This is a genomic window from Pseudoxanthomonas japonensis, from assembly GCF_010093445.1.
GTDB lineage: Bacteria > Pseudomonadota > Gammaproteobacteria > Xanthomonadales > Xanthomonadaceae > Pseudoxanthomonas_A > Pseudoxanthomonas_A japonensis.
Window position 1 is genome coordinate 39,178 of record NZ_PDWW01000025.1, and the last position, 24,732, is coordinate 63,909.

A 24,732-nucleotide genomic window follows, 5' to 3' on the forward strand; every position below is an offset into this window, starting at 1 on the left:
CTTACTGCGGATCGGTGCGTTTGCGGGCCATCAGATCCGCCAGGCGCGTGCGGGTGTCGGCACGCGTGAGCGGCTTGTCGAGCAGGAACACACGCACGCCGTGGGCCGGCACCTCCACCTGCAGGCGATTGCGCACGCGCTCGGTCTTGCCGTTGAACGCGTCGCGCCAGGTGCCGGCTTCCAGATACTCGGAAACCGACAGCTTCGCCGGGACATCGGCCTTGTTCAGCAGCACCAGCGCGGTCTGGGTGACGCCCTCGTGCTGCAGTACGCGATAGAAGATCGCCTGGTCGCCCTTCAAACGGACGTTGAGTTGCAGGCCACGCTGCAGGGCCGGCGTCTCGCGGCGCAGGGTGGCGATGCGCTTCAGCGGTCCGAAGATCGGGCTCTGCGGCGCGGCGTCGATGCGCGCCTGGCCGAAGTAGTTGCGGTTGCCCGCATGCTCGGCATGGCCACGTTCGAAGCCCGTCTCCGACCCGTAATAGATCACCGGGATGCCGCGCGCGGTGAACAGCCAGTGGTGCGCATCGATGAAGCCGGTGTCGGGCGCGTTCATGCGCGCCATGTCGTGGTTGTCGTAGAACGTCATCAGGTCGTACGGGTTGGCGTAGGGGCCATCCTCCAGGTACAGCGCCTTGCCGAGTTCCTCGTAGCTGATTCCGGGCTTCTCGAACACCTCCGTCAGCTTCGCCTTCAGCGGAAAGTCCAGCACGCTGTAGCTGCCGTTGCGCGTCCAGGTGTGGCCGGCGATGCTGGCCGCGTCGTAGTTGAAGTTCTCGCCGAACATGAAGAAGCCCGGCTTCTTCGCGCGGATGCGGTCGGCGAATTCCTTCCAGAACGCATGCGGCATCCAGGCGATGGTATCCACGCGGAACGCGGCGGCACCCTGGTCGATCCACTGTTCGTAGGCACCGACCAGGTACTCCATCACCGCCGGATTGTTCTCGTTGAAGTCGGACAGTTGCGCCAGCCCGCCGCCGGTGTTGTAGAACGCATGCATCGGCTTGCGGCGCGGGTCGAGCTTGTCGGGGTCGAGGTTCTGGTGATCGGCGATCAGCTTGCCGTCCTTGTCCCAGACCTTGCCGTACTGCGGCTGCATCGTCTGCATCGAGTAGGCGGGCGAGCCATGGTTGCCGACGATGTCGAGCACCACGTCGAGCTGCTGCTCCTTCATGCCGCGGGTGAAGCCGGCGAAATCCAGGCCTTCGCTGGGCAGGTGCTCGTCCAGTTTGTAGAAGTTGATGCCCCAGTAGCCGTGGTAGCCGGTCTTGCCGCGGTCGGTGAACATGCCTTCCCATTTCACCTCTTCGCCGCCGGTGAAGGCTTCGTCGGGGTTGTCGACGATCGGCGTGACCCACACCGAGGTGAAGCCCAGGTCGCGGATGTAGCCGGCGTTGTCCAGCACGCCCTTGAAGTCGCCGCCGAGGTAACCGATGTTGTCCGTCCGGCCTGCCGGCGCACCCGGCGTCGGACGGTCGAAGGTCGGGTGCTTGCCGCCCTGGTCGCGATGGTCGTTCGACGAATCGCCGTTGACGAACCGGTCGGTCAGCACGAAGTAGACCGCTTCCTTCGCGAAGGGCTCGGTGGTGCCGTAGAAATCTTCCGCTGCGACTGCACTGGCCGGCAGGAAGAGCAGGGCCGCGACGGCGGTGGCGAGGGGGAGCTTTCGCATCAGACGGCCTCCGGGCCAGATCGTGATTCTTTCACGCGCAGGACCAATACACCGGCCAGCAGCAGGCTGGCGCCACCGATGGCAAGTGCATAGATCGGTTGACCACCAGCGAACGTCTTCAGCAGGAAGCCGAGAACGCTGGCCGCCACCAGCTGCGGAATGACGATGAAGAAGTTGAAGATGCCCATGTAGACGCCCATCTTGTGCGCCGGCAGGCTGTCGGAGAGCAGGGCGTAAGGGAGCGAGAGAATGGAGGCCCAGGCGAAGCCAACGCCGACCATAGACAGCAGCAGCCACTGGGGGTCGCGGATCAGAATGAGCGAAAGCAGGCCGAGTCCACCCAGCGAGACATTGATGAGATGGCTCATGCGCAGGCCGACTGCGCGCACCATCCACGGAATAAGGATCGCGGCGAGCGCGGCGAAGCCGTTATAGGCCGCGAAAAGCACACCGACCCAGTTGGCACCCTCGTTGTAGGCGGCCGACGAGGTGTCGGTGGTGCCGTAGTGCACGCCGGTCACCGCTGCGGTGGTGTAGATCCACATGGCAAACAGCGCGAACCAGGAGAAGAACTGGACCACCGCGAGCTGTCGCATGGTGTCGGGCATGGTCTGAAGGTCGGTCATGATCGAGGTGAACATGTTGCGCGCACGCCACATGCTTGCCAGAAGTAACGCCAGCCCATAGGCCGCCATGCCGCCCGCCAGTACATAGAGCAGACGATCCAGTTGCCACCACGTCACGGCCGCGATCGCGGCCACGCCGGTGATCAACCAGCCCACGGATGCTTTGCGGGAACGATCGCGGTCGAACTCGGTTTCGATCGCCGCACCGGAAGGCGAGGCATCGTCGAACGACGCCAACTGCTCCGGCGGGTATTCCCGTGTCCTGACAACGGTCCAAAGGACCGCAAGCAGGAGCACGGCGCCGCCGAAATAGAATGCGTAGGTCACCGTATCGGGGACGTGTCCGGGCGCGGCCGTGTTGGAGACGCCCGCTTTCGCCAACAGCCATGGCAGCATGCTGGCCACCACCGAGCCCACGCCGATGAAGAAGCTTTGCATGGCGTAGCCGGTGGGCCGTTGCTTGGGCGGCAACTGATCTCCGACGAACGCCCGGAAAGGCTCCATCGATACATTCAGCGAAGCATCGAGAATCCAGAGCGTGCCTGCCGCGATCCACAACTGGGGCGAGTTGGGCATGACGAACAGCGCCAACGTCGAGAAGATCGCTCCCCAGAGAAAGTAGGGGCGACGCCTGCCCATCCTGGTCCAGGTGCTGTCGGACAGGTGCCCGATGATCGGTTGCACGATCAGGCCCGTCAGCGGCGCGGCGATCCACAAGCCGGGCACATCGTCCATGTCCGCACCCAGCGTCTGGAAGATGCGGCTGACGTTTGCGTTCTGCAGCGCGAAGCCGAACTGGATGCCCAGGAAGCCGAAGCACATGTTCCATATCTGCCAGAAGGACAGGCGGGGCTTGGCGGTCATTCGGATTCCCTGGTCGTGCGGTGCGGACGAAGTGCGCGCATGCGGTGGCGAGCGTCGCGGCATCTTGCCGGCACGCGCGGCCGATTCCATGCTGCAGCGCAAACAACGACGGCGAGCGCGCCCGACGCCGTCCGCTTGCGCCCACGGCGTGTCGGATCGCCGCAAAGCATTGGCGTGTCTGCGTTTCAGGCGGACGAGCGCGTCGTCGGTGCGTCGTGTGGCGACCGGCGCGCGATCTCCGCATGCCGTCATCTGCATACGTATTCATGCCCAACGACGACGGCCTGCCTGCACGCATGTCCGTGCCGCGTGGAATAGTGGCGCCCGCCGAGCGCACCGGAGGGGTGCGTTACGCATTGCGACGGGTGCATCGATGACGAAGAACAACTGGTGGCGTGGCGCGGTGATCTACCAGATCTACCCCCGCAGCTTCCTGGACACCAACGGGGACGGGGTAGGGGACCTGCCGGGCATCGTCGAGAAGCTCGACTACATCGCCGGCCTGGGCGTGGACGCCATCTGGATCTCGCCGTTCTTCAAGTCGCCGATGGCGGACTTCGGCTACGACATCGCCGACTACCGCGATGTCGACCCGTTGTTCGGCACGCTGGCCGACTTCGATCGCCTGCTCGCCAAGGCGCACACGCTGGGCGTCAAGGTGATGATCGACCAGGTGCTCAGCCACTGCTCGGTCGAGCACGCCTGGTTCAAGGAAAGCCGCGAGAGCCGCGAAAATCCCAAGGCCGACTGGTACGTGTGGGCCGATCCGAAGGAAGACGGCACGCCGCCCAACAACTGGATGTCGCTGTTCGGCGGCGTCGCGTGGCGCTGGGAGCCGCGCCGCGAGCAGTACTACCTGCACAACTTCCTCGCCAGTCAGCCCGACCTGAATTTTCATAACCCGGCGGTGCAGCAGGCCACGCTGGACAATGTGCAGTTCTGGCTGGACCGCGGCGTCGACGGCCTGCGCCTGGACGCGATCAACTTCTGCTTCCACGATGCGCAGCTGCGCGACAACCCGCCGAAGCCGAAGGAACAGCGCGTGGGCCGCGGCTTCAGTCCCGATAATCCCTACGCGTACCAGTACCACTACTACAACAACACGCAGCCGGAGAACGTTGCCTTCCTCGAGCGCCTTCGCGGACTGCTGGACCGTTATCCGGATGCCGCCGCGCTCGGCGAGATCTCGTCGGAGGATTCGCTGGCGACCACCGCCGAGTACGTCACCGACCAGCGCCTGCACATGGGCTACAGCTTCGAGCTGCTGACCGAAGACGGCAGCGCGGCGTACATCCGCGGCACGGTCGAGCGGCTGGAAGCGGCGATGGCCGGAGGCTGGCCCTGCTGGGCGGTGTCCAACCACGACGTGCAGCGCGCGGTGACGCGCTGGGGCAACGGCGACCCGTCGCCTGCGCTTGCGGCGCAGCTGGTCGCGCTGGTGTGTTCGCTGCGCGGTTCGGTCTGCCTGTACCAGGGCGAGGAACTGGGCCTGCCCGAGGCCGACGTGCCGTACGAAGCGTTGCAGGACCCCTACGGCAAGACGTTCTGGCCGAACTTCAAGGGTCGCGATGGCTGCCGCACGCCGATGCCATGGAACGACGAAGGCCAGGCGGGCTTCAGCGACGGACAGCCCTGGCTGCCGATTCCTGCCGAGCATCGCACCATCAACGTGGCCAGGCAGGAGGCCGATCCTGCGTCCGTCCTCAATCGCGTGCGCGGCTTCCTTGCGTGGCGGCGCACGCAACCGGCGTTGCGCAGCGGCAGCATCCGCTTCCTCGATGCGCCGGAGCCGGTGCTCGCCTTCGTACGTGAAGCCGACGGGCAACGCCTCCTGGTGGTGTTCAACCTGTCCGCCAGCGCGGTGCAGTGGCCGCTGCCGGGCGGCATCGTCGCCGAGACGCTGGAAGGACACGGCCTGCAGCAGGCGACGTGCGATGGCGGGACGCTGTCGATGCCGGCGCGCGGCGTGTATTTCGCCAGCATCGCCTGACACGTTGCACCTCCGACCGCGTGTCGGAGGCACTGCGTCCCGTTCGAGGGCGCCATATTCCGCCGCCACGATGCGGCGTTCATGAGCTGTGCGCGAACACGCGGAGCACACCGTTCCCGTGCGTGTTTTTCCGTACGGAATGCGTGTTACGGCGGTTCGCGGAAATATGCATGAATACGTATGCAGGCCGATTTGTGCGACTGCGCGCGCCACTACCATGGCCGCACATTCCGGGGGCACCTTGCCCGGCATGGAAGACCCGGGCGATCGCGTCGTGCGACGCACCCGGTTCATCGCATACAACGTCCTTGGAGAGGGGAACATGCATTTCAAGCGCAACCTGCTGAGCGCGGCGTTGGCGTCTGCCATCGCGCTGACCGCAACCGGCGTACAGGCCCAGACCGCTACTACCGCCACCGACACGGCGCCCGCGAACGACGCGACCGAACTCGACACGGTCGTCGTCACCGGCATCCGTCGCGGTATCGAGAGCGCGATCTCGGTCAAGCGCGAATCGACCTCCATCGTCGAGGCGGTGTCCGCCGAAGACATCGGCAAACTGCCCGACGTCAGCATCGGTGAATCCATCGGCCGTCTGCCCGGCCTCGCTGCGCAGCGCGTGGCCGGTCGTGCGCAGGTGATCAGCGTGCGCGGCCTGTCGCCGGACTTCTCCACCACGACGCTCAATGGTCGCGAGATGGTCAGTACCGGCGACAACCGCAGCGTCGAGTTCGACCAGTATCCGTCCGAGCTGGTCGCGGGCGTCACCGTCTACAAGACGCCCGACGCCGGCCTCATCGGCCAGGGCCTGTCGGGCACGATCGACATGCAGACCGTGCGTCCGCTGAGCTTCGATGCGCCGGTCGGTACCGTCGGCGTGCGCGGACAGCGCAACTCGCTGGGTGCGGCGGCCGATTCGTCCGCCTACGGCGAGCGCATCAATGCCAGCTACATCACCCAGAACGCGGCGCGCACGTTCGGCTTCTCGATCGGCTATTCGCACACCACTACCCCCATCCAGGAAAACCAGGTCGGTCTGTACGAGCCGTGGCAGGCGATCGGCGACAACTGGCGTCCGGGCGTGCCGTCGGGCACGTTCTACTCCGACGGCATCAAGGCGCTGCGCCGCACCGGTGAGACCAAACGCGATGGCGTGATGGCCACCCTGCAGTTCCGTCCGTCGAATGCCTGGACCAGCACGCTGGACCTGTTCCACTCGGAAGCCGAACAGGTCGACACGGCCAACCAGTTCGAAGTGCACATCGGCGACTACAACGGAACGAACGATCCGGACAAGATCCGCTTGACCGTCACCAATCCGAGCATCAACGGCAACAACACCTTCACTGGTGGCACGGTCGGCAACGTGTATCCGCTGGTCCGCGGCATGTACAACAAGCGCGAGGATGAGATCAACGCGTTCGGCTGGAACAACGAATTCACCGCTGGCCAGGCGCGCATCATCGCCGACATCGGCTGGTCGCGTGCCAAGCGTGACGAGCTCAACCTCGAGAACAATACGCAGCTGCTGCCGTCGCCGCAGCAGTTCGATACGCTGCAGCTGCAGCTCCGCAACAGCGGCTTCTCGCAGATCAATCCCGGCCGCGACTACTCGGATCCGAGTTCGCTGTACCTGTCTAACACGATCTATGGCTCGGGTTACGGCAAGGTGCCGAACGTCGTCGATGAACTCCGCACCGGCAAGCTGGCGGCCTCGTTCCCGGCACCGGCGTTCCTGTCCTGGATGTCGGATATCGATGTTGGCCTGAACTACGCCGATCGCGAGAAGAACAAGCGCCAGCCCGAGGGCAACATCAATCTCGGTGCGCAGGGCGTCACCGCGATCGCGTCGGACCTGCAGTACCGCCCGGTCGACCTGAGCTTTGCCGGCGTCGGCTACATCCCGTCCTGGAACGTTCCGGCCGCTGTCGCGCGATACATGATCTTCCAGCCGAACGCCGACGCGGACTATCTGGTCGCCAAGTCGTGGGATGTCAGGGAAAAGACCACAACCGCTTACCTGCGCGGCAATATCAATACCGATTGGGGCAATGTCAGCGTGCGTGGTAACGCCGGCGTGCAGGTCCAGCGCGTCGACCAGTCCTCCGATGCGATCCGGCTCAGCGGCGGTGGCGATCCGCAGCCCATCCACATGGGCAAGACCTTCACCGACGTGCTGCCGAGCATGAACCTGGCGTTCGGCTTCGATAACGACCAGACCCTGCGCGTCGCGCTGGCCAAGCAGGTGGCGCGTCCCCGCGTCGACCAGCTGCGCGCGTCGCTGGAAGTGTCGGCGTCCGACGGTCCCGACCAGGACAACGGCTTACGCAACAGCTTCGCCAGCGGCGGCAACCCGCTGCTGGATCCGTGGCGTGCCTACGCGTTCGACGTGTCCTACGAGAAGTACTTCGGCACCAAGGCCTATGTCGCCGCGGCCTACTTCTACAAGGACCTGCGCAACTACATCTACACCCAGACCGATCCGTTCTACGATCTCTCCGCCTACACGCCGGACATCCCGCCCAGCACGAACAACCCGGGCATCGGCGTTGATCCGATCGGCAGCTACACGCGGCCGGTGAACGGCGAGGGCGGCACGCTGCAGGGCCTGGAGTTGACCGCTTCGCTGCCGTTCGACATGTTCAGCGAAGCCCTGCAGGGCTTCGGTGTGATCGCCAGCGCCACCTTCAACGACAGCAACATCCAGATCCGCGATCCGGAAAGCGCATCCAGCGTCGGCGCCGGCGACATCGACCTGCCGGGCCTGTCCAAGCGCGTCTACAACCTGACGGTGTACTTCGAGAAGAACGGCTTCGAGGCGCGCGTCAACCAGCGTCGCCGCTCGGACTTCATCGGCGAGATCGGCAACTTCAACGGCAACCGCACCTTGCGCTACGTGGTGGGCGAGAACATCACCGACGCGCAGGTCAGCTACTCGTTCCCGGAAGGACACGCGCTCAGCGGCTTGAGCGTGCTGCTCCAGGCCAGCAATCTGACCGACGAGGCCTACCAGACCTACGCCGGCACGAAGGATCGCCCGCTGGAGTACGTCGAATGGGGTCGCAGCTACCTGCTGGGCGTCAGCTACAAGTTCTGATCATGTAAACCGTGCTCTCCCGGCCCGTCGGCGTCATGCCGGCGGGCTTTTTCTTTGTGGGGACGAGGGATGGGAGAGGGCGCTGGTACCGGGATGTCGGGCGGCCAGTCCCATTGCATGCGGCGCTCGCGTGAGGGCGGCCAAGGTGCCATCATCCCGCCGTCGATACCGACCAGAGGATGCGGACATGGCCAAGGGCCTGGACAAGAAGAAAGAGCAGAAGAAGAAACCTGCCAAGACGCTGAAGGAAAAGCGGGCGGACAAGCAGGAAAAGAAGAGCACGCGCTGAGGTGTTCGATCATGGCACCGGGTCACCTCGCGCACGCCGCCGTCGTTTCGCATAGCCGACCGACCCGGGCGCCCGGTGCCTTGGTGCTTGTTCCACCGCTCCTGGCACTTGCAGCGTCGTTGTTCGGCGGTAATGCCCTGGCGTGTTCGATGTGGATCCCGCCGCCCGGGCAAAGGCTGGAACAAAGCCAAGCCGTCGTGCTGGCTGTCCCGAAGACCATTTCGTTTCACCCCGAGGAAGCGTCAGAGCGAAATTACTCTGGCCCATTCAGGCAAACCATTCTTTGGGAAGTCCTGATCAGCTGGAAGGGAGCCTACAAGCGGGGAGGAACGTTCACGACGAATCGATCGTTCGGTGGCGACTACCGGTGCGGATCAGCTTCCCCCATCCGCTTCCGCGAGGTACGGATTCTCTATCTGCAAGGCCGCGAGCCCTACAGCACGTTCAGTTCGACAATCGCGTCCGACGCGGAGTATGACTTCAGATACCTCGAATCCCGAGGACGTCAGTGAGAACGGCACGAGCGGGTGGGACCTCGCAGGGCGACCATTCGCCTCCACCATCGGATCGACCAGATCCCTAAAACAAAAAGCCCCGCGCGAGCGGGGCTTCGTGTAAGTGGTGGAGCCAGGGAGGATCGAACTCCCGACCTCGTCATTGCGAACGACGCGCTCTCCCAGCTGAGCTATGGCCCCACAAGAGCGGCGCCATTCTAGCCCGCGGCAGGCGCTGGTGCCAAGCCTGAACCGGTGAGGATGGGGTCAAGCGCCGGGGCCAGTTGCTGCCGTCGCCAGCCGGACAGTGCGGCGGGCCATTGGCCGGATTCCTGCAGGGCTTCCAGGTAGCGGCGCGATGCGAGCACGCCATCAGGCAGGCCGAGTTCCGTGCTGCGTGCGGAGACGGCGTCCTGCAGTCGCTTGAGCTGGGCCTTGTCGCCGTCGCTGGCATTGCGAGCGACCGGCATCGACGCCTCGTCGTCCAGCGGCGTGGTGAGCGCCTGCCAGACCGCGTCGGCCAGCTTGCGCGGGGCCTTGGGCTGGGTGTCGAACAGGCGCAGCAACGCGGCCTTGTCGCTGGGCGGGGTGCGCGCAAGGGCGACCGACAGTTCATTGTCCAGGATCCAGCTGCGTGGCTTGTCGCTGGCGCGGGCCTGCACCTCGCGCCAGCGCAGCAGGCGGACCAGCCGACGCTGCGCGTCCACGTCGAGGAACTGCGCGCTGCGCATCGACAGGTGCGGCCAGCGCTCGCCTTCATCGTGCGCCGCGTTCTCGACGAAGCGCGCGCAGTCCTCTTCCACCCAGCCCTGGCGGCCCGTCGCGGCCAGTTCGGCCTGCAGCATGTCGTGCACGGCGAACAGGTAGCGCACGTCGTCGGCCGCATAGTGCAGCTGCGACTCGCTCAACGGGCGGCGCAACCAGTCCGAACGCGTCTCTCCCTTGGGCAGTACGATGCCGGTGACGCGCTCCACCAGCTTCTGGTAGCCGATGCCGGCGGCGACGCCCGCGATGGCGGCGGCGATCTGCGTATCGAACAGCGGCGAAGGCAGCGCGTCGCAGGCCACCTTGAACGCCACCAGGTCCTCGCTCGCGCTGTGCATCACCTTGGTGATCGAGGTGTCGAGCAGCCACGGCCGCAGCGCGTCGGTCATGCCCGGCGCCAGCGGATCGACCAGCAGCACATCGTCCTCCAGTGCGATCTGCACCAGCGCGAGCTGCGGCCAGAAGGTGCGTTCGCGGACGAACTCGGTGTCCAGGCCGATCCGCGTCGGTCGGCGCTGTAGCTGCGCATCCAGCGCGGCGGGGGTGTTGATCCAGTGGGGCACGTCGTCTCCGCGGTAATGCGTCGTTTGCTCAGTCGGGCGACAATAACCTAAGGTCCGGGCTCGGCCGGTATCGTCGTCCGGCATTGTCTCACGGGGCCGTCGGCTCCCATCACGGAGGGTGTTTGCGCACGATCCTCGCCGCCTTGTTGCTGTCGCTGCCGTGGCTCGCGGGCTGTTCGCGCGATGCAGCGGATCCCGGCGGTGCCGACGCCGGCGCCGATGCGATCCGCATGCCCAGCGTCACCGTCACCGGCGACGACAGCGGCGTGGAAGAACTGAACTGGCGTCCGCCGCAGGTGGCGCTGGCAGCGGACGATGTCGCCGATGCGCACCGGCGCGCCGCGGACGCCTTGTCCGGCGGGCGCCTGTTCGATGGCCCCGACGATGCGATTCCGCTGTACCTGGCGCTGCTGCGGCTCGATGCCGACGACACGCGCGCGAAGACGGGCCTGGACCGCAGTCTCGACCGCCTGCTGGAGCAGGGCGCGCAGGCACTCCGGCATGCCGAGGACCGGACCGAGTCGTTGCGCCGCGCGCGCCAGATCGCCGCGGTGGCGCGGACGGTGGCGCCGGGCGATGCCGCGGTCAGTGCCTATCTGGCGAAGGTGGACGAGGCCGACCAGCTCACGCGGCTGAACCTGGCCAGCGAACGCGCCCTGCGCGAAGGGCGGCTGGGCGAGGCGGGTGGCGGCGCCTTGGCCGGCTTCCGCGCAGTCCTCAAGTGGAAGCCCGGCCAACCGCGCGCCCTGCAGGGCATCGCGGCGGTGGAGAGCGCGATGATCCGGCGTGCGGAAGAGGCCGCACTCGCCAGCGATTTCGGGACGGCGCGCATCTGGCTGGCGCATGCGGCCAAGGTCCGCGAGGACGCGCAGACCGTCGCCGATGCGCGGGTGCGCGTGGAAGCCATCCGTCTGGCGCGGATCGTCGAACTGCGCGACGCCGGCGTGCGCGACATGGCCACGCCGTTGGGCCTGAAGGATGCCCGCATCAAGCTGGCCGAGGTGCTGCGCATCGCCGAGCCCGGCAATCGCGTGGCGGCCGATTTCCGCCAGCGCATCGACCTGGCCACGCACTACGGCCAGTTCCGCCCGGGCCAGGCCTTCACCGATGGCCTGCATCATGGCGGTCGCGGCCCGGAGATGGTCGTGGTGCCGCATGGCGGTTTCCTGATGGGCGCCGCGGATGACGAGACTGGCGCGGCCGATGCCGAGAAGCCCGCGCACTACGTACGCTTCGACCGAGGCTTCGCCATGGCGCGGCATCCGGTGACGGTGGGCGAGTTCCGCCGCTTCGTCGATGCCACGCAGTACCGCCCGCGCGCGACGCGCCGCGGTCATTCGGTGGTTTACGACGAGCGAAGCGGCAACTTCGTGCGCCGCAGCGGCGTGGACTGGCAGTCGGATTACGCAGGCCAGCCGGCCAGCGACGACATGCCGGTGCTGCACGTCAGCGTGTACGACGCCGAAGCCTACGCCGAGTGGCTGGCCGGGCAGACCGGTCACGGCTACCGCCTGCCCAGCGAGGCCGAGTACGAATACGCCCTGCGCGCGGGCCAGCAGGGACGCTATCCCTGGGGCAACGGGCAACCCCCGCGCGGCGTGGCCAACCTGACCGGCGGCAACGACCGCTCGCCCAGCGGGCGCACCTGGAACAACGCCTTCGTCGGCTACGGCGACGGCTACTGGGGGCCGGCACCGGTGGGCAAGTTCCGCGCCAACGCCTTCGGCCTGAAGGACCTGGACGGCAACACCAGCGAATGGGTCGGCGACTGCTGGCACGCCAGCTACCGGCGCGCGCCCGCCGACGGGGCGACGTGGTTCAATCCCGGCTGCCGCTCGCGGGTGGTGCGCGGCGGCTCCTGGGCCAGCTCGCCGGCACAGGCACGGTCCGCATGGCGTTCGTCCTCGGATTCGGATATGACTAATGCGCGGGTGGGCTTCCGCGTCGTTCGCGGCATCTAGCCGCCAGGGAGAGGGTGATGAGGCAAGATCCTTACGGTCGCCAGCAATACGGGCAGGGCGGCGGGCGCCGCGGTGGCGGGCTGGGCAACCTGCGCTGGCTGATCCTGCTGGGCTTCCTGGTCTACGGCGGCTGCTACTACTTCAGTAACCGCGTGGTCGATCCCTACACCGGCGAGAAGGTGCTGATCGACAACTCCATCGGCGTGGAAGAAGAGAAAGCCCTTGGCCTTCAGGCCTACGAGGAGATCCTGCAGCAGGAGCGCCCGGTCGATCCGAATTCGCAGATCGCCCAGCAGGTGCGCACCATCGCGCAGCACCTGATCGCCAAGGTGCCCGAGGTCGAGGCGGCCATCGCGGCCGAAAAGGGCACCCAGCCCAGCGGCAACTGGAAGTCCTTCGACTGGGACGTCAATGTCATCCAGTCCGACCAGGCCAACGCGTTCTGCCTGCCCGGCGGCAAGATGGCGGTGTACACGGGCCTGATCCCGGTCGCGCAGAACGCCGACGCGGTGGCGGTGGTGATGGGCCACGAGATCGCCCACGCACTCCTGCGCCACGGCGCGCAGCGCATGTCGCAGCAGAAGCTGACGCAGATCGGCCAGATGGCCGGCGCGATGAGCGGCATGGACCCGCAACAGCAGCAGATGGTGATGGCCGCGATGGGCTACGGCTACCTGCTGCCGTACGCGCGCGAGCACGAGACGCAGGCCGACGAGGTCGGCCTGATGTTGGCCGCCGCGGCCTGCTTCAATCCGGAAGAAGCCGTGCCGCTGTGGCAGCGCATGAGCGAAGCCAGCGGCGGCCAGGCACCGCCGGAGTTCTCCTCCACCCATCCCAATCCCGGCACGCGCATCCAGAACCTCACCGCGCTGATGCCGAAGGCGAAGGAGTACCGCGCCAAGTTCTGCCCGCAGGGCGCGGTGCAGTGAAGCGCCTGCTCGGCATCGTGCTGCTTGCGGTGACGGCGCTTGCGGCGCCGGCCCATGCCGAGGTCAGGGATGCGAAGCCGGACGGCTTCACGGTCGAGAATTCGGTCTGGGTCCCGGCCACGCCACAGGTCGCCTACGCCGCACTGGTGAACGACGTCGGCCGCTGGTGGCCGGCCGACCATACGTGGTGGGGCGATGCCTCGAAGCTGTCGATCAGCGACAAGGCCGGTGGCTGCTTCTGCGAGCTCAACGGTGCGCAGCAGGCCTGGCACATGACGGTGACCTTCACCGACCCCGGCAAGCTGCTGCGCATGACCGGCGGCCTCGGCCCCCTGCAGGGCATGGGGCTGCACGGCGCGCTGGAATGGCGCTTCGTCGACGAGAAGGGTGGCACCCGCATCACGCTGTGGTACCGCGTCGGCGGCTATACGCCCGACGACCTGGGCAAGTTCGCGCCGGTCGTGGACAAGGTGCAGGGCGTGCAGCTGGGTGGGCTGGCCGCCTTCCTGCGCAATGGCGCCGACGGTGCGCCTGCCGGTTGATCGACCTTACTGCGTTGGAGCTTGGACAGGTACTCCGCCTGCATCGCCGCGAGAGCGCATGAACGCGACAAGCCTTTGCCTTGCACGGACCCTCGTCATCGCCACGGCGACGGTGTCAGGAGGGGTGGCAGCTCAACCTGCGGCCGTGGGCTTCTGGGAAGCTCGCGAAGCATCCGTGGCATCGGCGCCGGACAGTCCGAAGGTTCGCATCGCGATCTGGGACAGCGGCGTGGATACGACCCTGTTCCCCGGGCAAGTCGCGCGAGATGAGGACGGCGCGCTGTTGCTGCGTGGTTATGACGCCTTCAAGCAACGCCAGGACACCGCGATGGCGGTGCTGCCGGAAGGTCTTCTTGCTCGAGCGGACGAGTTGAACGCGATGCTGCGGGCGCTGGATGATCGCGACAGCGGGGAGGATACCGCCGAGGCCCGGGCGATTTCCGTGCGCATGAAGGCGCAGTCGCCCGCCGAGGCTGCGGCCTTCGATGATGACATCGGACGGTGGGGTGGATTCGTGCATGGCACCGCGCTTGCCGACATCGCGCTGCGAGGGCTGCCCGACGCAGAGATCGTCATCGCGCGCATGGAATGGTGGCATGGCGATCCTCCGGTTCCCTGCTGGACGCGTGAACTTGCGGATCGTGAGGCCGCGTCCATCGGCGATTTGCTTGCCTTCGTCGTGGCCAGCGGCGCGCGCGTGGTCAACATGTCGTGGGGCCGTGCCGAGCGGGCCTATGTGCGCAACCTGGAAAAATGCGCGCCGGCCATGGCGCCCTCCGAGCGGCAGGCTTTGGCCCGCTATACGGTGGAGGCGATTCGCGAGGTGTTGCGCACGGGCATGCAGGCAGCGCCGGACGTGTTGTTTGTCGGTGCAGCGGGCAATGCGTCGAGCAGCATGGAAGCGGCCAATCCGGCGACACGATTCACGCTGCCCAACTTCATCCTGGTCGGGGCCGTTGACCGTCATGGGGTGACGACGGAGTGGACCAACACCGGCCCGGAAATCACTCTGTTCGCGAACGGCGACCGGGTGGAGGCGCGTCTGCCGGGCGGCATGACCTCCTATCCCTCAGGCACCTCCATGGCAGCTCCACTGGTTGCGAATGCGGCGGCCAAGATATGGACCGTGCGACCGGGGATGAGCGGAGCGCAGGTGAGGCAGCTGTTGGAGCGCACCGCGACACCCAATGTCTCCGGTCAACCCCTGCTGCATCCGAAACGCGCCGTGGATGCGGCACTGGAACGCTGACTCCGGCAACCGAGCAGGATGGTTTGACGCGCTGCGTACTGCATGGCAAGAAAACCACCCTTTGAGGCGCCATCAGAACGGAAACCCATGTCCCGCATCATCCCCATGCAACCCGTCCGCCATCTGCCGCGGGCGATCCTGTTCTACGAGAAACTCGGCTTCACCGTCGAGGACCGGCGTGACGACTGGGTCTGGGCGAAGCTGCGCTGGGGCGAGTGCCGGGTGATGCTGGACCAGTCGATCAACGTGAATCCGGACGCGCCGCGCGGTGCGGTGCTGTACCTGTATCCGGACGATCTGGTCGCTTTCCACCGCCAGGCGCGCGACAACGGCCTCGACGTGCCCGACCTGGAAGACACCTTCTACGGCATGCGCGAATTCCGCATCGACGACCCGGATGGCAACCGCCTGTGGATCGGGCAGCAGGCGACAGGCTAGGGCGGCGCGTCGCGCGGATTTGTCGACGGTCGCTTCGCTCTCACACCCGTCGGCGTGGATGGCATTCCGGGCGCCATCGATGGCCCTCGGAGCGCCATCGATGGGGCTCCGAGCGGCTCTCGTCTCACACGGAATGCCAGCGATCGGGCCCGGAAAGCCAGGGGGTGGCACTCGGAGATCCATCGATGGCTTTACGAGTCCCATGCGTCTCACACTGAAAGCCATCGATGGTATTCCGGAAGCGATCGATGGCTCTCAACGTGCCATCGATGGCCCCCGGAAAGCCATCCGTCTCACAGTAAGTCCCATCGATCGCTTTCCGAATGCCAGAGTGTGGCTCCCGGAATGCCATCGATGGCTTTCCGAGCCCGAGCTGCGGCACGCCGAGCTCCGCGTGAGGGATTCCGGGCCCCATCGATGGGGCTCGACAGCCCATCCCGTGCGGGTATGGAAGAGACGCCGCTGACCGCCGGTGTGATGTGACTGCGTTGGAGAGAACGACCGGTCGCCTCCAAGCGGCCCCTCTCCCTCCCTCACATGGAACCTGCCCATGCCTGTCACGCGCGACCGCCCGTATACCGGAATGAACTTCCACGTCGATCTCGGCCTGGGGGACGGACCCGACGCCGGCGTGTCGGAGGTGCTGTTTCCCGCGGCCCGCCTGCAGCTCAACGAGTACCGCAACGGCAACGACAGGACGCCGGAAACGAGGAAACTGTCGACGCTGACGCACTACGACAATCTGGTGCTGCGGCGGGGCGTGATCGGGTCGCTGGCGTGGTACCGATGGTGGGACGAGGCGCGCAATGGCGGCGATGCCCGGCGCACCGTCACGGTCACGCTGCTGGACGAGCAGGGCAATCCCGCGATGAGCTGGCGCTTCCTGCGCGCGCGACCGGCGGGCTACCTGACCTCGCCGCTGGACGCGGTGGAGGCGAACACGCTGTTCGAAACGCTGGAGATCGCGTTCGACCGCTTCGAACTGGAATAAGGCTCAGTCCCGCGGATCGCGCGGCGTATCGCGGACGTAGTGCAGCACGAAGCCGATCGCCAGGCCAAGCAGGACACAACCGACGGCCATCGCCGCCGAGGCTGGCTCCTTGCCGGTCAGGAAGAACAGGCCCGTGCCAGCGCCGATGCCCAGCAGCAATGGGATGGCGAAACGGGGCTGCGACCACAGGCCGTACAGCAAGGATCCGATCAGGTCCATGAGGTGCTCCCGGCGACGGATACCGGGAGCATGGCACCGTCGCTCAGAGCTTGCTGAAGAGCGTCGCGGCCACGAGCAGGCCGAAGCCGGCGACCACCAGCCAGAACGCATGCGGGGCCAGTACCGGCACGTAGCCGAACTTCGCGGCGATTCCGCCGCCGCCGAGCAGCAGCGCGATCAGCCAGACGCCGAAGGTGGGAGGAGTGAGTTTCATCGAGGGTCCTTGTCGAAGGTGCGTGTTGATTCGCAGGGAGCGGAAAGACGGGGACGCGGCGTGCCGGTCAGAAGCTCATGAACAGACCGCCGTTGACCGGCAGGTTGGCGCCGGTGATGTAGCCGGCGTCGTCGGCGGTGAGGAACGCCACCGCGCGCGCGATGTCGTCCGGCTGGCCGATGCGGCCGACCGGTACCGACGCGACGGTGCGGTCGCGCACGTCGTCGGGCATCGCGCGCGTCATCGGCGTTTCCACGTAGCCGGGCGAGACGCTGTTGACGGTGACGCCCTTGCGCGCGACTTCCCGTGCCAGCGACATCGTGAAGCCATGCAGGCCGGCCTTCGCCGCGGCGTAGTTCACCTGGCCGAAGTTGCCGGTCTGCCCGCTGACCGAGCTGATGTTGACGATGCGGCCGAAGCCGCGCGCCTGCATGCCGTCGATGGCGTGGCGGCAGAGGTTGAACGCGCTGTCCAGGTTCACGCCGATCACCGCGTCCCACTGCGCCTTGTCCATCTTGCGCAGGGTCGCGTCGCGGGTGATGCCGGCATTGTTGACCAGGATGTCGAGCGCGCCGTGGCGGGCTTCGACGTCGCGCACGAACGCAGCGCACGCGTCGAAGTCGGCCACGTCGACGGTGGCGGTCCCGATGTCGAGCGATGCGGTCTGTGCGCGGAAGTGGTCCAGACGTTCTGGTGAAGCGGGCAGGTCGGCGGCGATCACCTTGCGGCCGGCGCGAGCCAGTGCCTGGCAGATAGCCAGTCCCAGCCCACCCATGCCGCCGGTCACCACGGCGATACGTTGCGTCATGCGGAGTTCCTGTGGTCTCGGCTCAAAAAAAGGCCCGCGCAACGGGGCGCGGGCCGGGTTTCACTACAGGGGATATCAGCGCGCGCGCGTTTTCGGCGTCTCGCGCGGGGTTTCCTTCGGCTTGACCGTCGTCGGACGGCCCATGCCGCCGGTGAGGTTGCGCTGGAATTCCTGCCACAGCTCCATGTTGCGCTCGGTGAGCTGGTTCATCATGGTCCACGGCGTCTGGCCGAGTAGGTTGCCCATCTGGCTGCGGAACTGCTGCTGCTGCTCCATGAACAACTGCATGCTGCGCTCCAGGTAGTTGCCCATGAAGCCCTGCAGCGAGTCGCCGTAGAAACGGATGATCTGGCTGAGCAGCTGCGTGGACAGCACCGGTTCGCCGTCCTGTTCCTGCTCGCTGATGATCTGCAGCAGCACGGTGCGGGTCAGGTCGTTGCCGGTCTTGGCGTCGCGGACCTCGAAGTCCTCGCCGTCGACGATCAGCTGGCGCACGTCCTCGATGGTGATGTAGCTGGAGATCTCGGTGTCGTACAGGCGACGGTTGGGGTACTTCTTGATGATGCGGATCGCAGCCATTGAGTCTTCGCTCTAAACGCGTATGACCGCAGCATGACGCAGCGCAACAGCCCTTGCAACAGGCCACAAGGCAGGGATGCCCTGTTCAGGCAGCGAAAAATGTTGCGCAGCATCGGAATGGACGACGCCCCTTGCGGGGCGTCGTGTGACACGGTGGACGTGGCGCGGCGCGGGCCTACCAGCCCATGTGGTGGCCACCGTTGATGTCGAGGTTGGAGCCGGTGATCCAGGCTGCCTGCTCATCGACGAGGAAGGCGACCGCGTAGGCGATCTCCTCAGGCTTGCCGAGACGACCGGTCGGGATGTCGGCGGCGATCTTGGCGCGTACCTCTTCCGGCACGGCCATCACCATGTCCGTGGCCACGTAGCCCGGCGACACGGTGTTGACGGTAATGCCGAGCTTGGCGTTCTCGCGCGCCAGCGAAATGGTGAAGCCGTGCATGCCGGCCTTCGCGGCGGCGTAGTTGGCCTGGCCGTACTGGCCTTTCAGGCCGTTGATGGAGCTGATCTGGATGATGCGGCCCCACTTGCGCTCGCGCATGCCGTCGATCACCGGGCGGGTGACGTTGAACACCGAATTGAGGTTGGTGTTGATCACGTCGCCCCACTGGGTGGCCGACATCTTGTGGAAGGTGCCGTCGCGGGTGATGCCGGCGTTGTTGACCAGCACCTCGACCGGGCCGAGGGTCTGTTCGACCTCCTTCACCATGGCCTGCGCCTCGTCCGGCGAGGTCACGTCGCCCTTGACCAGCGCGAACTCATAGCCGTCCGCCTTCATCTGCGCCTGCCATGCACGCGCCTTCTCTTCGTTCCGGTAGTTGGTGGCGACCTTGTGGCCCATGTCGGCCAGCTTCTTGCAGATGGCGGTACCGATACCTCCGGTGCCGCCGGTGACCAGGGCGACGCGCGATGTCATGTGGGGACTCTCCTTGGACCGCCGCAAGCCGACGGCCACCCGATTCTAGACAGCGCCTGCGGCAGCATTGTTGTGCGCTGCAGCGAACGTCAGTGATGTCACTTTTGGCAGGCGATCCGGCAGGAATTCGCGTGTTGCGATCCGCAGGGCGGCAGCGACCGTCGGCGCGCCGTCGAGGACGGCAACCGGTTGCCCCAACGCCTGCCAGGCGATCCGCAGGGCCGGTAGCGGCGCGTCGTCGTCGATGGGCAGGGACGCCATCGATTTCGACAGCTTGTGGCCGTCCGCATCGACAATCAGCGGCAGGTGCAGATGGCGCGGGGTGGGCAGGCCGAGTGCGCGCTGCAGCAGGATCTGCCGGGGCGTGGAGTCGAGCAGGTCGGCGCCGCGCACGATGTCGGTGATGCCCTGGTCCGCATCGTCGACGACCACGGCCAGTTGGTAGGCCCAGAAACCATCGGCACGGCGCAGCACGACGTCGCCAACCTCGCGGTCGACGCGCTGTTCGACGGCGCCCTGCAGGCCGTCTTCGAAGGACACGACCGTGTCGTCGGGTACGCGCAGGCGGATGGCCGGCGCGCGGGTGGGATCGCTCGCCACGCAATGCCGATGGATGCCGCCGGCCGCGGTCAGATCGGAGCGGCTGCAGCGGCATTCGAAGGCATTGCCGCTTGCCAGCAGTCGCGCCAGCGCATCGCCGTAAAGATCGTGCCGTGCGCTCTGCCGAACGACGGGCTCGTCGGAGGTCATCCCGAACGCTGCCAGCGTCGCCAGTTGCATCTCGGCAGCGCCGGCGACTTCGCGCGGCGGATCGAGATCCTCCATCCGCACCAGCCACGTGCCGTCGTGGTGGCGCGCCAGCAGCCAGCTCCCCAACGCGGCGACCAGTGAGCCGAGATGCAGCCGGCCAGTGGGCGATGGCGCGAAGCGGCCGCGGTACGGGGAGGGAACGTTGTCGCTCATTCGTCAATAGTGGAGGAAAGCTGAACCATGCAGTCAGCAAGTCGCTTGAATTCAGGCGGGCACAACCGCAATTCTGCGGTCGTAACCGTCTGCATACCACTTGTTCCGGAGATCCCCGTCTTGTTCACGCGCGTCGCGTTGTTCCTCGCTACCAACCTGGCCGTGCTGGCCCTGGCCAGCGTGGTCATGTCCCTGCTGGGCGTCAATTCCAGCCAGATGGGTGGCCTGCTGGTTTTCGCGGCGATCTTCGGCTTCGGCGGCTCGCTGATCTCGCTGCTGACCTCCAAGTGGATGGCCAAGCGCGCCACCGGTGCCATGGTCATCGAGCAGCCGCGCAACGACGCCGAGCGCTGGCTGGTCGCCACCGTGCAGCGCCAGGCCAAGGCCGCCGGCATCGGCATGCCGGAGGTCGCCATCTACGACGCACCGGAGATCAACGCCTTCGCCACCGGTGCCAACCGCAACAACGCGCTGGTGGCGGTGTCCACCGGCCTGCTGCGGCAGATGAACCAGGACGAGGCCGAAGCCGTGCTCGGCCACGAGGTCGCCCACGTCGCCAACGGCGACATGGTGACCATGGCATTGCTGCAGGGCGTGCTGAACACCTTCGTGATCGTGCTGGCCCGCGTGGTGGGCGGCATCGTCGACAGCTTCCTGTCCGGCAACCGCGAAGGCAGCGGCCGGGGCTTCGCCTACTACCTCATCGTGATGGCGCTGGAGGTGGTGTTCGGCCTGTTCGCCACGATGATCGCGATGTGGTTCTCGCGTCGCCGCGAGTTCCGCGCCGACGAGGGCGGGGCCACGTACGCGGGGCGCCAGAAGATGATCGCCGCGCTGGAGCGCCTGAGCCAGCAGCAGCGTCCGAGCACGTTGCCGGCGCAGGTGGAAGCCTTCGGCATCGCCGGTGGCATCGGGCAGGGCATGAAGAAGCTGTTCCTCAGCCATCCGCCGCTGGAAGAGCGCATCGCCGCGCTGCGCGCGCAGCAGGGCACGTTCGCCTGATCGTAAGGTGTCCGTGGCAAACGAAAACCCGCCGGAAGGCGGGTTTTTCATGCCTTCTCTTTTAGTGCGCGGCGAGAGTTGAGTACACGCGCCATGCTGCTGCATCGAAGCTGCTTGCCCGCACCTGCGGGATAGGAGGGTTTCACTTGCCAGAAATCCAGTCGCCGCGCATCGCTGTTTTCCTTCTCCCTGCGCAAGCGGGGAGAAGGTGCCTGACGGGCGGATGAGGGGCAGCGCGCGGCGCGTCCACAGCCGCAGACGTGTCCTCACTCCGTTCGCCCCTCACCCGCCTTGCACCCTCTCCCCGCTGCGCAGGGAGAGGGAATGCAACCATCGCTCCGCCACGTCGATGGTGTCTGTCCGCGATTGCGGGAGCGCGCAACCAGGTCAGCTGAAGTCGTAGTTCATCGCCGGGCCCGGCGCGGCGAGGAAGTTGCCTTCCACATAGTCCAGGCTGGCGGTGAACAGGAACGCCATGGTGGCCGCGTCCTGCACGTGCTCGGCCACCGTCAGGATGCCCAGCGCCTGCGCACGCTCGGCGATCTCACGGATCTTCTGCTGGTGCTCGGTGTTCTTGCCGAGGTCCTCGCTGAAGACGCGGTCGATCTTGAGGAAGGTCGGCTGGAAGTGCGACAGCAGCTGGAACGAGTCCAGGCCGGCACCGAAATGCTCCAGCCCCACTTGGCAGCCCAGCTTGGCGGCCGCGGTCTGGAACGCCTGCGCCTGGCGCAGGTGCGTGAAGACCTTGGCTTCGGGCGTCTGTAGCCAGAGGCGGTCGCCGGGAACGTCGAGCGCGGCGAGCTGCCGGGCGATCAGGTCGAGCAGGCGGTTGTCGGCGAACGAGGCCGGACTGACTTTCACCGCCAGACGGGTATCGCGTCCGGCGCGCTTGCGCTCGGCCAGTACCTCGATGGCGTGGTTCACCACCCAGCGGTCGATGGCGTCGAGCAGTCCATTCTCTTCCGCGATGCCGATGAACGACTGTGGCAACACCACCTCGCCGTTGGATTCCAGTCGCAGCAGCGCCTCGTAGATCTCGCCGGGCTCGCCCTGCAGGTTGACCACCGGCTGGTAGTGCAGGCGGAAACTGCCGTCCTGCAGGGCTTCCTGCACGCGCTTGACCCAGTTCTGCACGCGCTCTTCCTCGGCGCGGTCCACCGCGCCGGGGTCGAAGATCTCGATGCGGTTGCCGCCCAGGTTGGTCGCGGTCTGCAGGCCGTCGGTAGCGCGCGTCAGCACCGGGCCGACGTTGGCGATCTTCTCGCCGATCTGCACGCCGCCGATGCTGGCCGTGACCGAGGCCGAGCGTTCGCCCACGTTGAACACGTGCGAGGCATAGGCCGCGCGCAGCTTCTCCGCCAGCGCCGCGGTCTGCGCATGGTTGCCGCGCAGCAGGACGGCGAAGGTGCGCTCGCCGAAGCGGGCGGCGAGGCTGCCTTCGTCAAGCTTTTCCGACAGGCGTGCGGCCAGCGCGGCGGCGAGCGCGTCGGCCGAGTCGATGCCGATCTCGGACAGCAGGCGCTGGTAATGGTCGGGTTCGATCAGCAGCAGTGCGTACTGGTCCTCGCCGCGGGCGACCTGGGCCACCGCGTTCTCGAGTTCACGCAGGAAGGTGGGGCGGTTGAGCAGGCCGGTGACCATGTCGCGCTGGCGCAGGTCCTCGACCTCGCGGGCGAGTTCGGGATCGAACTCCTCGCGGCGCCGGAAGACCACCTGCACGCAGGCCTCGCCTTCGTAGGTGGCGGTGGCGAATTCCAGCGTGGCCGGGAAGCTGTCGCCATCGATGCTGCGCGCTTCCAGCTCGAAGCGGGGCGGGGGCGGCTCGCCCTTGCTGAGTTTCTTCAGCAGGGCCTTGAAGTCGGTGACGTACTGCGGACCGACCAGGTCCAGCAGCGACAGGCCTTCGACATCCTCGAACGACTCGAAGCCGAACATCTCCAGGTAGGCATCGTTGGCCCGGATATGCATGCCTTCGTGGATGTAGGCGATGGGGTCGCGCGAGGACGAGATCAACGCGTCGCAGCGGCGCTCGGTCTCGCGCATCTGGCCTTCCAGCCGGCGCTGCGAACGGCGCGCATCGAGGTCGGCCCACTCGCGCCGCAGCACTGTCAGCACATGCTCCGATCGGCCCCGCAGCGCGACCGCGCGGGCACCGGCGGCCTGGTCGGCGAGCAGGTCGGCCTCGCTGATCGCATCGGCCAGCACAATCACCGGGATGTCCTTGCCGCTGGCATCGACCTGGGCCAACACGCTGGCCAGCGGAATGCCCTTGGCGCTGCGCGAGGCGAGCAGCAGGTCCATCGGCTGCGCGGCGACCATCTGGCCCAGTTCGGCCGCGTCGATCGGTCGCAGGGGGCGCACGGCTATGCCGCCGTTGCGCAGCGTGGAGACGATGGCCTCCGCGTCTTCCGCGCTGTCGTCCACCAGGGTCAGTCGTAGCGTGGTGTCTTTGCCGATCTGCATGCAGCGTGTCCGCGAGGGGTGCGCGTTTAATACCTGAACGCGTGAGATGAGTCCAATGCAGGCGTCGCAGATGCGGACACGGCCTGCCGCGGGTGTATCAGAGCGGGCGCTTGCCGGTGTCGCCCGCCACTTCCCGCACCAGCCGCGGCACGAGGTAGCCGGAGAGGCGGGCGGCGAGGGCCGCATGCAGCGCCTTCGCCCGGGCGTCGTCGACCTCGAAATGGGCCGCGCCGGCGACGCGGTCGAGCTGGTGCAGGTAATAGGGCAGCACGCCGGCGGCGAAGCCCCGCTCGCTGAGCGCGGCGAGGGCATCGACGTCGTCGTTCACGCCCTGCAGCAGCACCGCCTGGTTGAGCAGGTGCACGCCCGCATCGCGCAGGCGGCGCAGGGCGGCGTCGACGGTGCCATCGAACTCGTTGGCATGGTTGGCGTGGATCACCAGCGTCACTGGCCACCGCAGCCCGGCCAGCCAGGCGACCAGGCCGTCGTCGATACGCTCGGGCAGCACCACGGGCAGGCGGCTGTGGATGCGCAGGCGGCGCAGGTGCGGGATGCCTGCCAAGGCATCCGACAGTTCGGCGAGCTTGCTGTTCGACAGCGACAGCGGATCGCCGCCGGAAAGCAGGACCTCTTCGACGCTGTCGTCGTGGCGGATCAGGTCCACGGCCTCTTGCCAGCCATCGCGCGCGGCGGTCTCGTCGGAATAGGGGAAGTGGCGGCGGAAACAGTAGCGGCAGTTGATCGCGCAGCTGCCGGTGGCCACCAGCAGGGCGCGGCCCCGGTATTTCTGGATCACGCCGGTACCGGTGCGGGCAGCGCCGTCGCCGACCGCGTCGAGGCCGTAGCCGGCAACCGGCTGCATCTCGTCGTCCAGCGGCAGGACCTGGCGCAGCAACGGGTCGTGCGGGTCCGCGTATCGCATCCGGCCCACGAATCCGCGCGGCACCCGCAGCGGGAACTGCGCCGCGGCCTCATCGGACACCCGGTCGGCCATCGACTCCAGTCCCAGCAGCGCCAGCAACTCGCGAGGATCGCGCACGGCGTCGCGCCAGGCCTGCTGCCAGCGGGGCGCGGCCAGCGGGGCGGGCTGTCGGGGGT

21 protein-coding genes and 1 tRNA gene are annotated in these 24,732 nt (G+C 66.9%); 10 read left to right on the forward strand and 12 right to left on the reverse strand.

Annotated features, from left to right (window positions below):
- Position 1: 1 nt before the first annotated feature.
- Positions 2-1,672 (reverse strand): alpha-amylase family glycosyl hydrolase, encoded by a 1,671-nt coding sequence (locus tag CSC78_RS15340; protein ID WP_162338735.1) that lies wholly within the window; start codon positions 1,670-1,672, stop codon positions 2-4.
- Entirely contained in the window at positions 1,672-3,162 is a 1,491-nt protein-coding gene (locus CSC78_RS15345) for an MFS transporter (protein WP_162338736.1), read from the reverse strand. Before CSC78_RS15345 ends, CSC78_RS15340 begins: the two co-directional genes overlap by 1 nt.
- A gap of 373 nt (positions 3,163-3,535) precedes the next feature.
- Here CSC78_RS15345 and CSC78_RS15350 point away from each other — a divergent pair, with 373 nt between their 5' ends.
- The 3 genes from CSC78_RS15350 to CSC78_RS15360 all read left to right on the forward strand — a co-directional run bounded on the left by CSC78_RS15350 (position 3,536) and on the right by CSC78_RS15360 (position 9,050).
- The gene (locus CSC78_RS15350) at positions 3,536-5,152 is read left to right on the forward strand and encodes an alpha-glucosidase family protein (protein ID WP_162338737.1); all 1,617 of its coding nucleotides are present in this window, start codon (positions 3,536-3,538) and stop codon (positions 5,150-5,152) included.
- Between the two features lie 322 nt (positions 5,153-5,474).
- Entirely contained in the window at positions 5,475-8,249 is a 2,775-nt protein-coding gene (locus CSC78_RS15355; RefSeq protein WP_162338738.1) for a TonB-dependent receptor, read from the forward strand.
- A 300-nt stretch (positions 8,250-8,549) separates the two neighbouring features.
- A complete protein-coding gene (locus CSC78_RS15360) occupies positions 8,550-9,050 on the forward strand; it encodes a hypothetical protein (RefSeq protein ID WP_162338739.1) in 501 nt (166 codons plus the stop codon).
- Positions 9,051-9,157: 107 nt separating this feature from the next.
- On the opposite strand, the gene CSC78_RS15365 is transcribed toward CSC78_RS15360, so the two are convergent.
- Both CSC78_RS15365 and rnd read right to left on the reverse strand, forming a co-directional pair.
- Positions 9,158-9,233: transfer RNA gene (locus CSC78_RS15365), tRNA-Ala, on the reverse strand.
- A 17-nt stretch (positions 9,234-9,250) separates the two neighbouring features.
- The gene (gene rnd / locus CSC78_RS15370; RefSeq protein ID WP_162338740.1) at positions 9,251-10,360 is read right to left on the reverse strand and encodes a ribonuclease D; all 1,110 of its coding nucleotides are present in this window, start codon (positions 10,358-10,360) and stop codon (positions 9,251-9,253) included.
- A 143-nt stretch (positions 10,361-10,503) separates the two neighbouring features.
- Between rnd and CSC78_RS15375 the strand changes: the two genes are divergently transcribed.
- The 6 genes from CSC78_RS15375 to CSC78_RS15400 all read left to right on the forward strand — a co-directional run bounded on the left by CSC78_RS15375 (position 10,504) and on the right by CSC78_RS15400 (position 16,470).
- On the forward strand, positions 10,504-12,321 hold the full coding sequence (locus tag CSC78_RS15375; RefSeq protein WP_452596429.1) for an SUMF1/EgtB/PvdO family nonheme iron enzyme: 1,818 nt from the start codon (positions 10,504-10,506) through the stop codon (positions 12,319-12,321).
- A 17-nt stretch (positions 12,322-12,338) separates the two neighbouring features.
- Positions 12,339-13,250: a M48 family metallopeptidase gene (locus tag CSC78_RS15380; RefSeq protein ID WP_162338741.1), complete on the forward strand. Its 912-nt coding sequence runs from the start codon at positions 12,339-12,341 to the stop codon at positions 13,248-13,250.
- A complete protein-coding gene (locus CSC78_RS15385) occupies positions 13,247-13,792 on the forward strand; it encodes an SRPBCC family protein (protein ID WP_238391306.1) in 546 nt (181 codons plus the stop codon). The genes CSC78_RS15380 and CSC78_RS15385 overlap by 4 nt, the downstream gene beginning before the upstream one ends.
- Positions 13,793-13,850: 58 nt before the next feature.
- Positions 13,851-15,041 (forward strand): S8 family serine peptidase, encoded by a 1,191-nt coding sequence (locus tag CSC78_RS15390; protein WP_162338742.1) that lies wholly within the window; start codon positions 13,851-13,853, stop codon positions 15,039-15,041.
- A gap of 87 nt (positions 15,042-15,128) precedes the next feature.
- Entirely contained in the window at positions 15,129-15,479 is a 351-nt protein-coding gene (locus CSC78_RS15395; protein ID WP_162338743.1) for a VOC family protein, read from the forward strand.
- Between the two features lie 550 nt (positions 15,480-16,029).
- The gene (locus CSC78_RS15400; protein WP_162338744.1) at positions 16,030-16,470 is read left to right on the forward strand and encodes a phage tail protein; all 441 of its coding nucleotides are present in this window, start codon (positions 16,030-16,032) and stop codon (positions 16,468-16,470) included.
- A gap of 3 nt (positions 16,471-16,473) precedes the next feature.
- Here the strand turns inward: CSC78_RS15400 and CSC78_RS15405 are convergent, their stop codons facing one another.
- The 6 genes from CSC78_RS15405 to gluQRS all read right to left on the reverse strand — a co-directional run bounded on the left by CSC78_RS15405 (position 16,474) and on the right by gluQRS (position 20,169).
- Positions 16,474-16,689 (reverse strand): hypothetical protein, encoded by a 216-nt coding sequence (locus CSC78_RS15405; protein ID WP_162338745.1) that lies wholly within the window; start codon positions 16,687-16,689, stop codon positions 16,474-16,476.
- A gap of 43 nt (positions 16,690-16,732) precedes the next feature.
- The gene (locus tag CSC78_RS15410) at positions 16,733-16,903 is read right to left on the reverse strand and encodes a hypothetical protein (RefSeq protein ID WP_156383629.1); all 171 of its coding nucleotides are present in this window, start codon (positions 16,901-16,903) and stop codon (positions 16,733-16,735) included.
- A 67-nt stretch (positions 16,904-16,970) separates the two neighbouring features.
- Complete coding sequence (phbB, locus tag CSC78_RS15415) at positions 16,971-17,711, reverse strand: acetoacetyl-CoA reductase (RefSeq protein ID WP_162338746.1); 741 nt, start codon at positions 17,709-17,711, stop codon at positions 16,971-16,973.
- Between the two features lie 75 nt (positions 17,712-17,786).
- Positions 17,787-18,290 carry a polyhydroxyalkanoate synthesis repressor PhaR gene (gene phaR, locus CSC78_RS15420; protein ID WP_055942352.1) on the reverse strand — a complete coding sequence of 168 codons (504 nt, stop codon included), beginning with the start codon at positions 18,288-18,290 and terminating at the stop codon, positions 17,787-17,789.
- Positions 18,291-18,465: 175 nt separating this feature from the next.
- Positions 18,466-19,206, reverse strand: coding sequence for a beta-ketoacyl-ACP reductase (gene phbB / locus CSC78_RS15425; RefSeq protein WP_162338747.1), 741 nt, complete (start codon positions 19,204-19,206; stop codon positions 18,466-18,468).
- Between the two features lie 45 nt (positions 19,207-19,251).
- Positions 19,252-20,169 carry a tRNA glutamyl-Q(34) synthetase GluQRS gene (gene gluQRS, locus CSC78_RS15430; protein ID WP_162338748.1) on the reverse strand — a complete coding sequence of 306 codons (918 nt, stop codon included), beginning with the start codon at positions 20,167-20,169 and terminating at the stop codon, positions 19,252-19,254.
- Between the two features lie 120 nt (positions 20,170-20,289).
- Between gluQRS and htpX the strand changes: the two genes are divergently transcribed.
- A complete protein-coding gene (gene htpX / locus CSC78_RS15435; protein WP_162338749.1) occupies positions 20,290-21,171 on the forward strand; it encodes a protease HtpX in 882 nt (293 codons plus the stop codon).
- A gap of 387 nt (positions 21,172-21,558) precedes the next feature.
- On the opposite strand, the gene CSC78_RS15440 is transcribed toward htpX, so the two are convergent.
- Positions 21,559-23,634: an EAL domain-containing response regulator gene (locus CSC78_RS15440; protein ID WP_162338750.1), complete on the reverse strand. Its 2,076-nt coding sequence runs from the start codon at positions 23,632-23,634 to the stop codon at positions 21,559-21,561.
- Positions 23,635-23,731: 97 nt separating this feature from the next.
- Positions 23,732-24,712, reverse strand: a complete 981-nt coding sequence (epmB, locus tag CSC78_RS15445) for an EF-P beta-lysylation protein EpmB (RefSeq protein ID WP_162338756.1) — start codon at positions 24,710-24,712, stop codon at positions 23,732-23,734.
- Positions 24,713-24,732 lie beyond the last annotated feature (20 nt).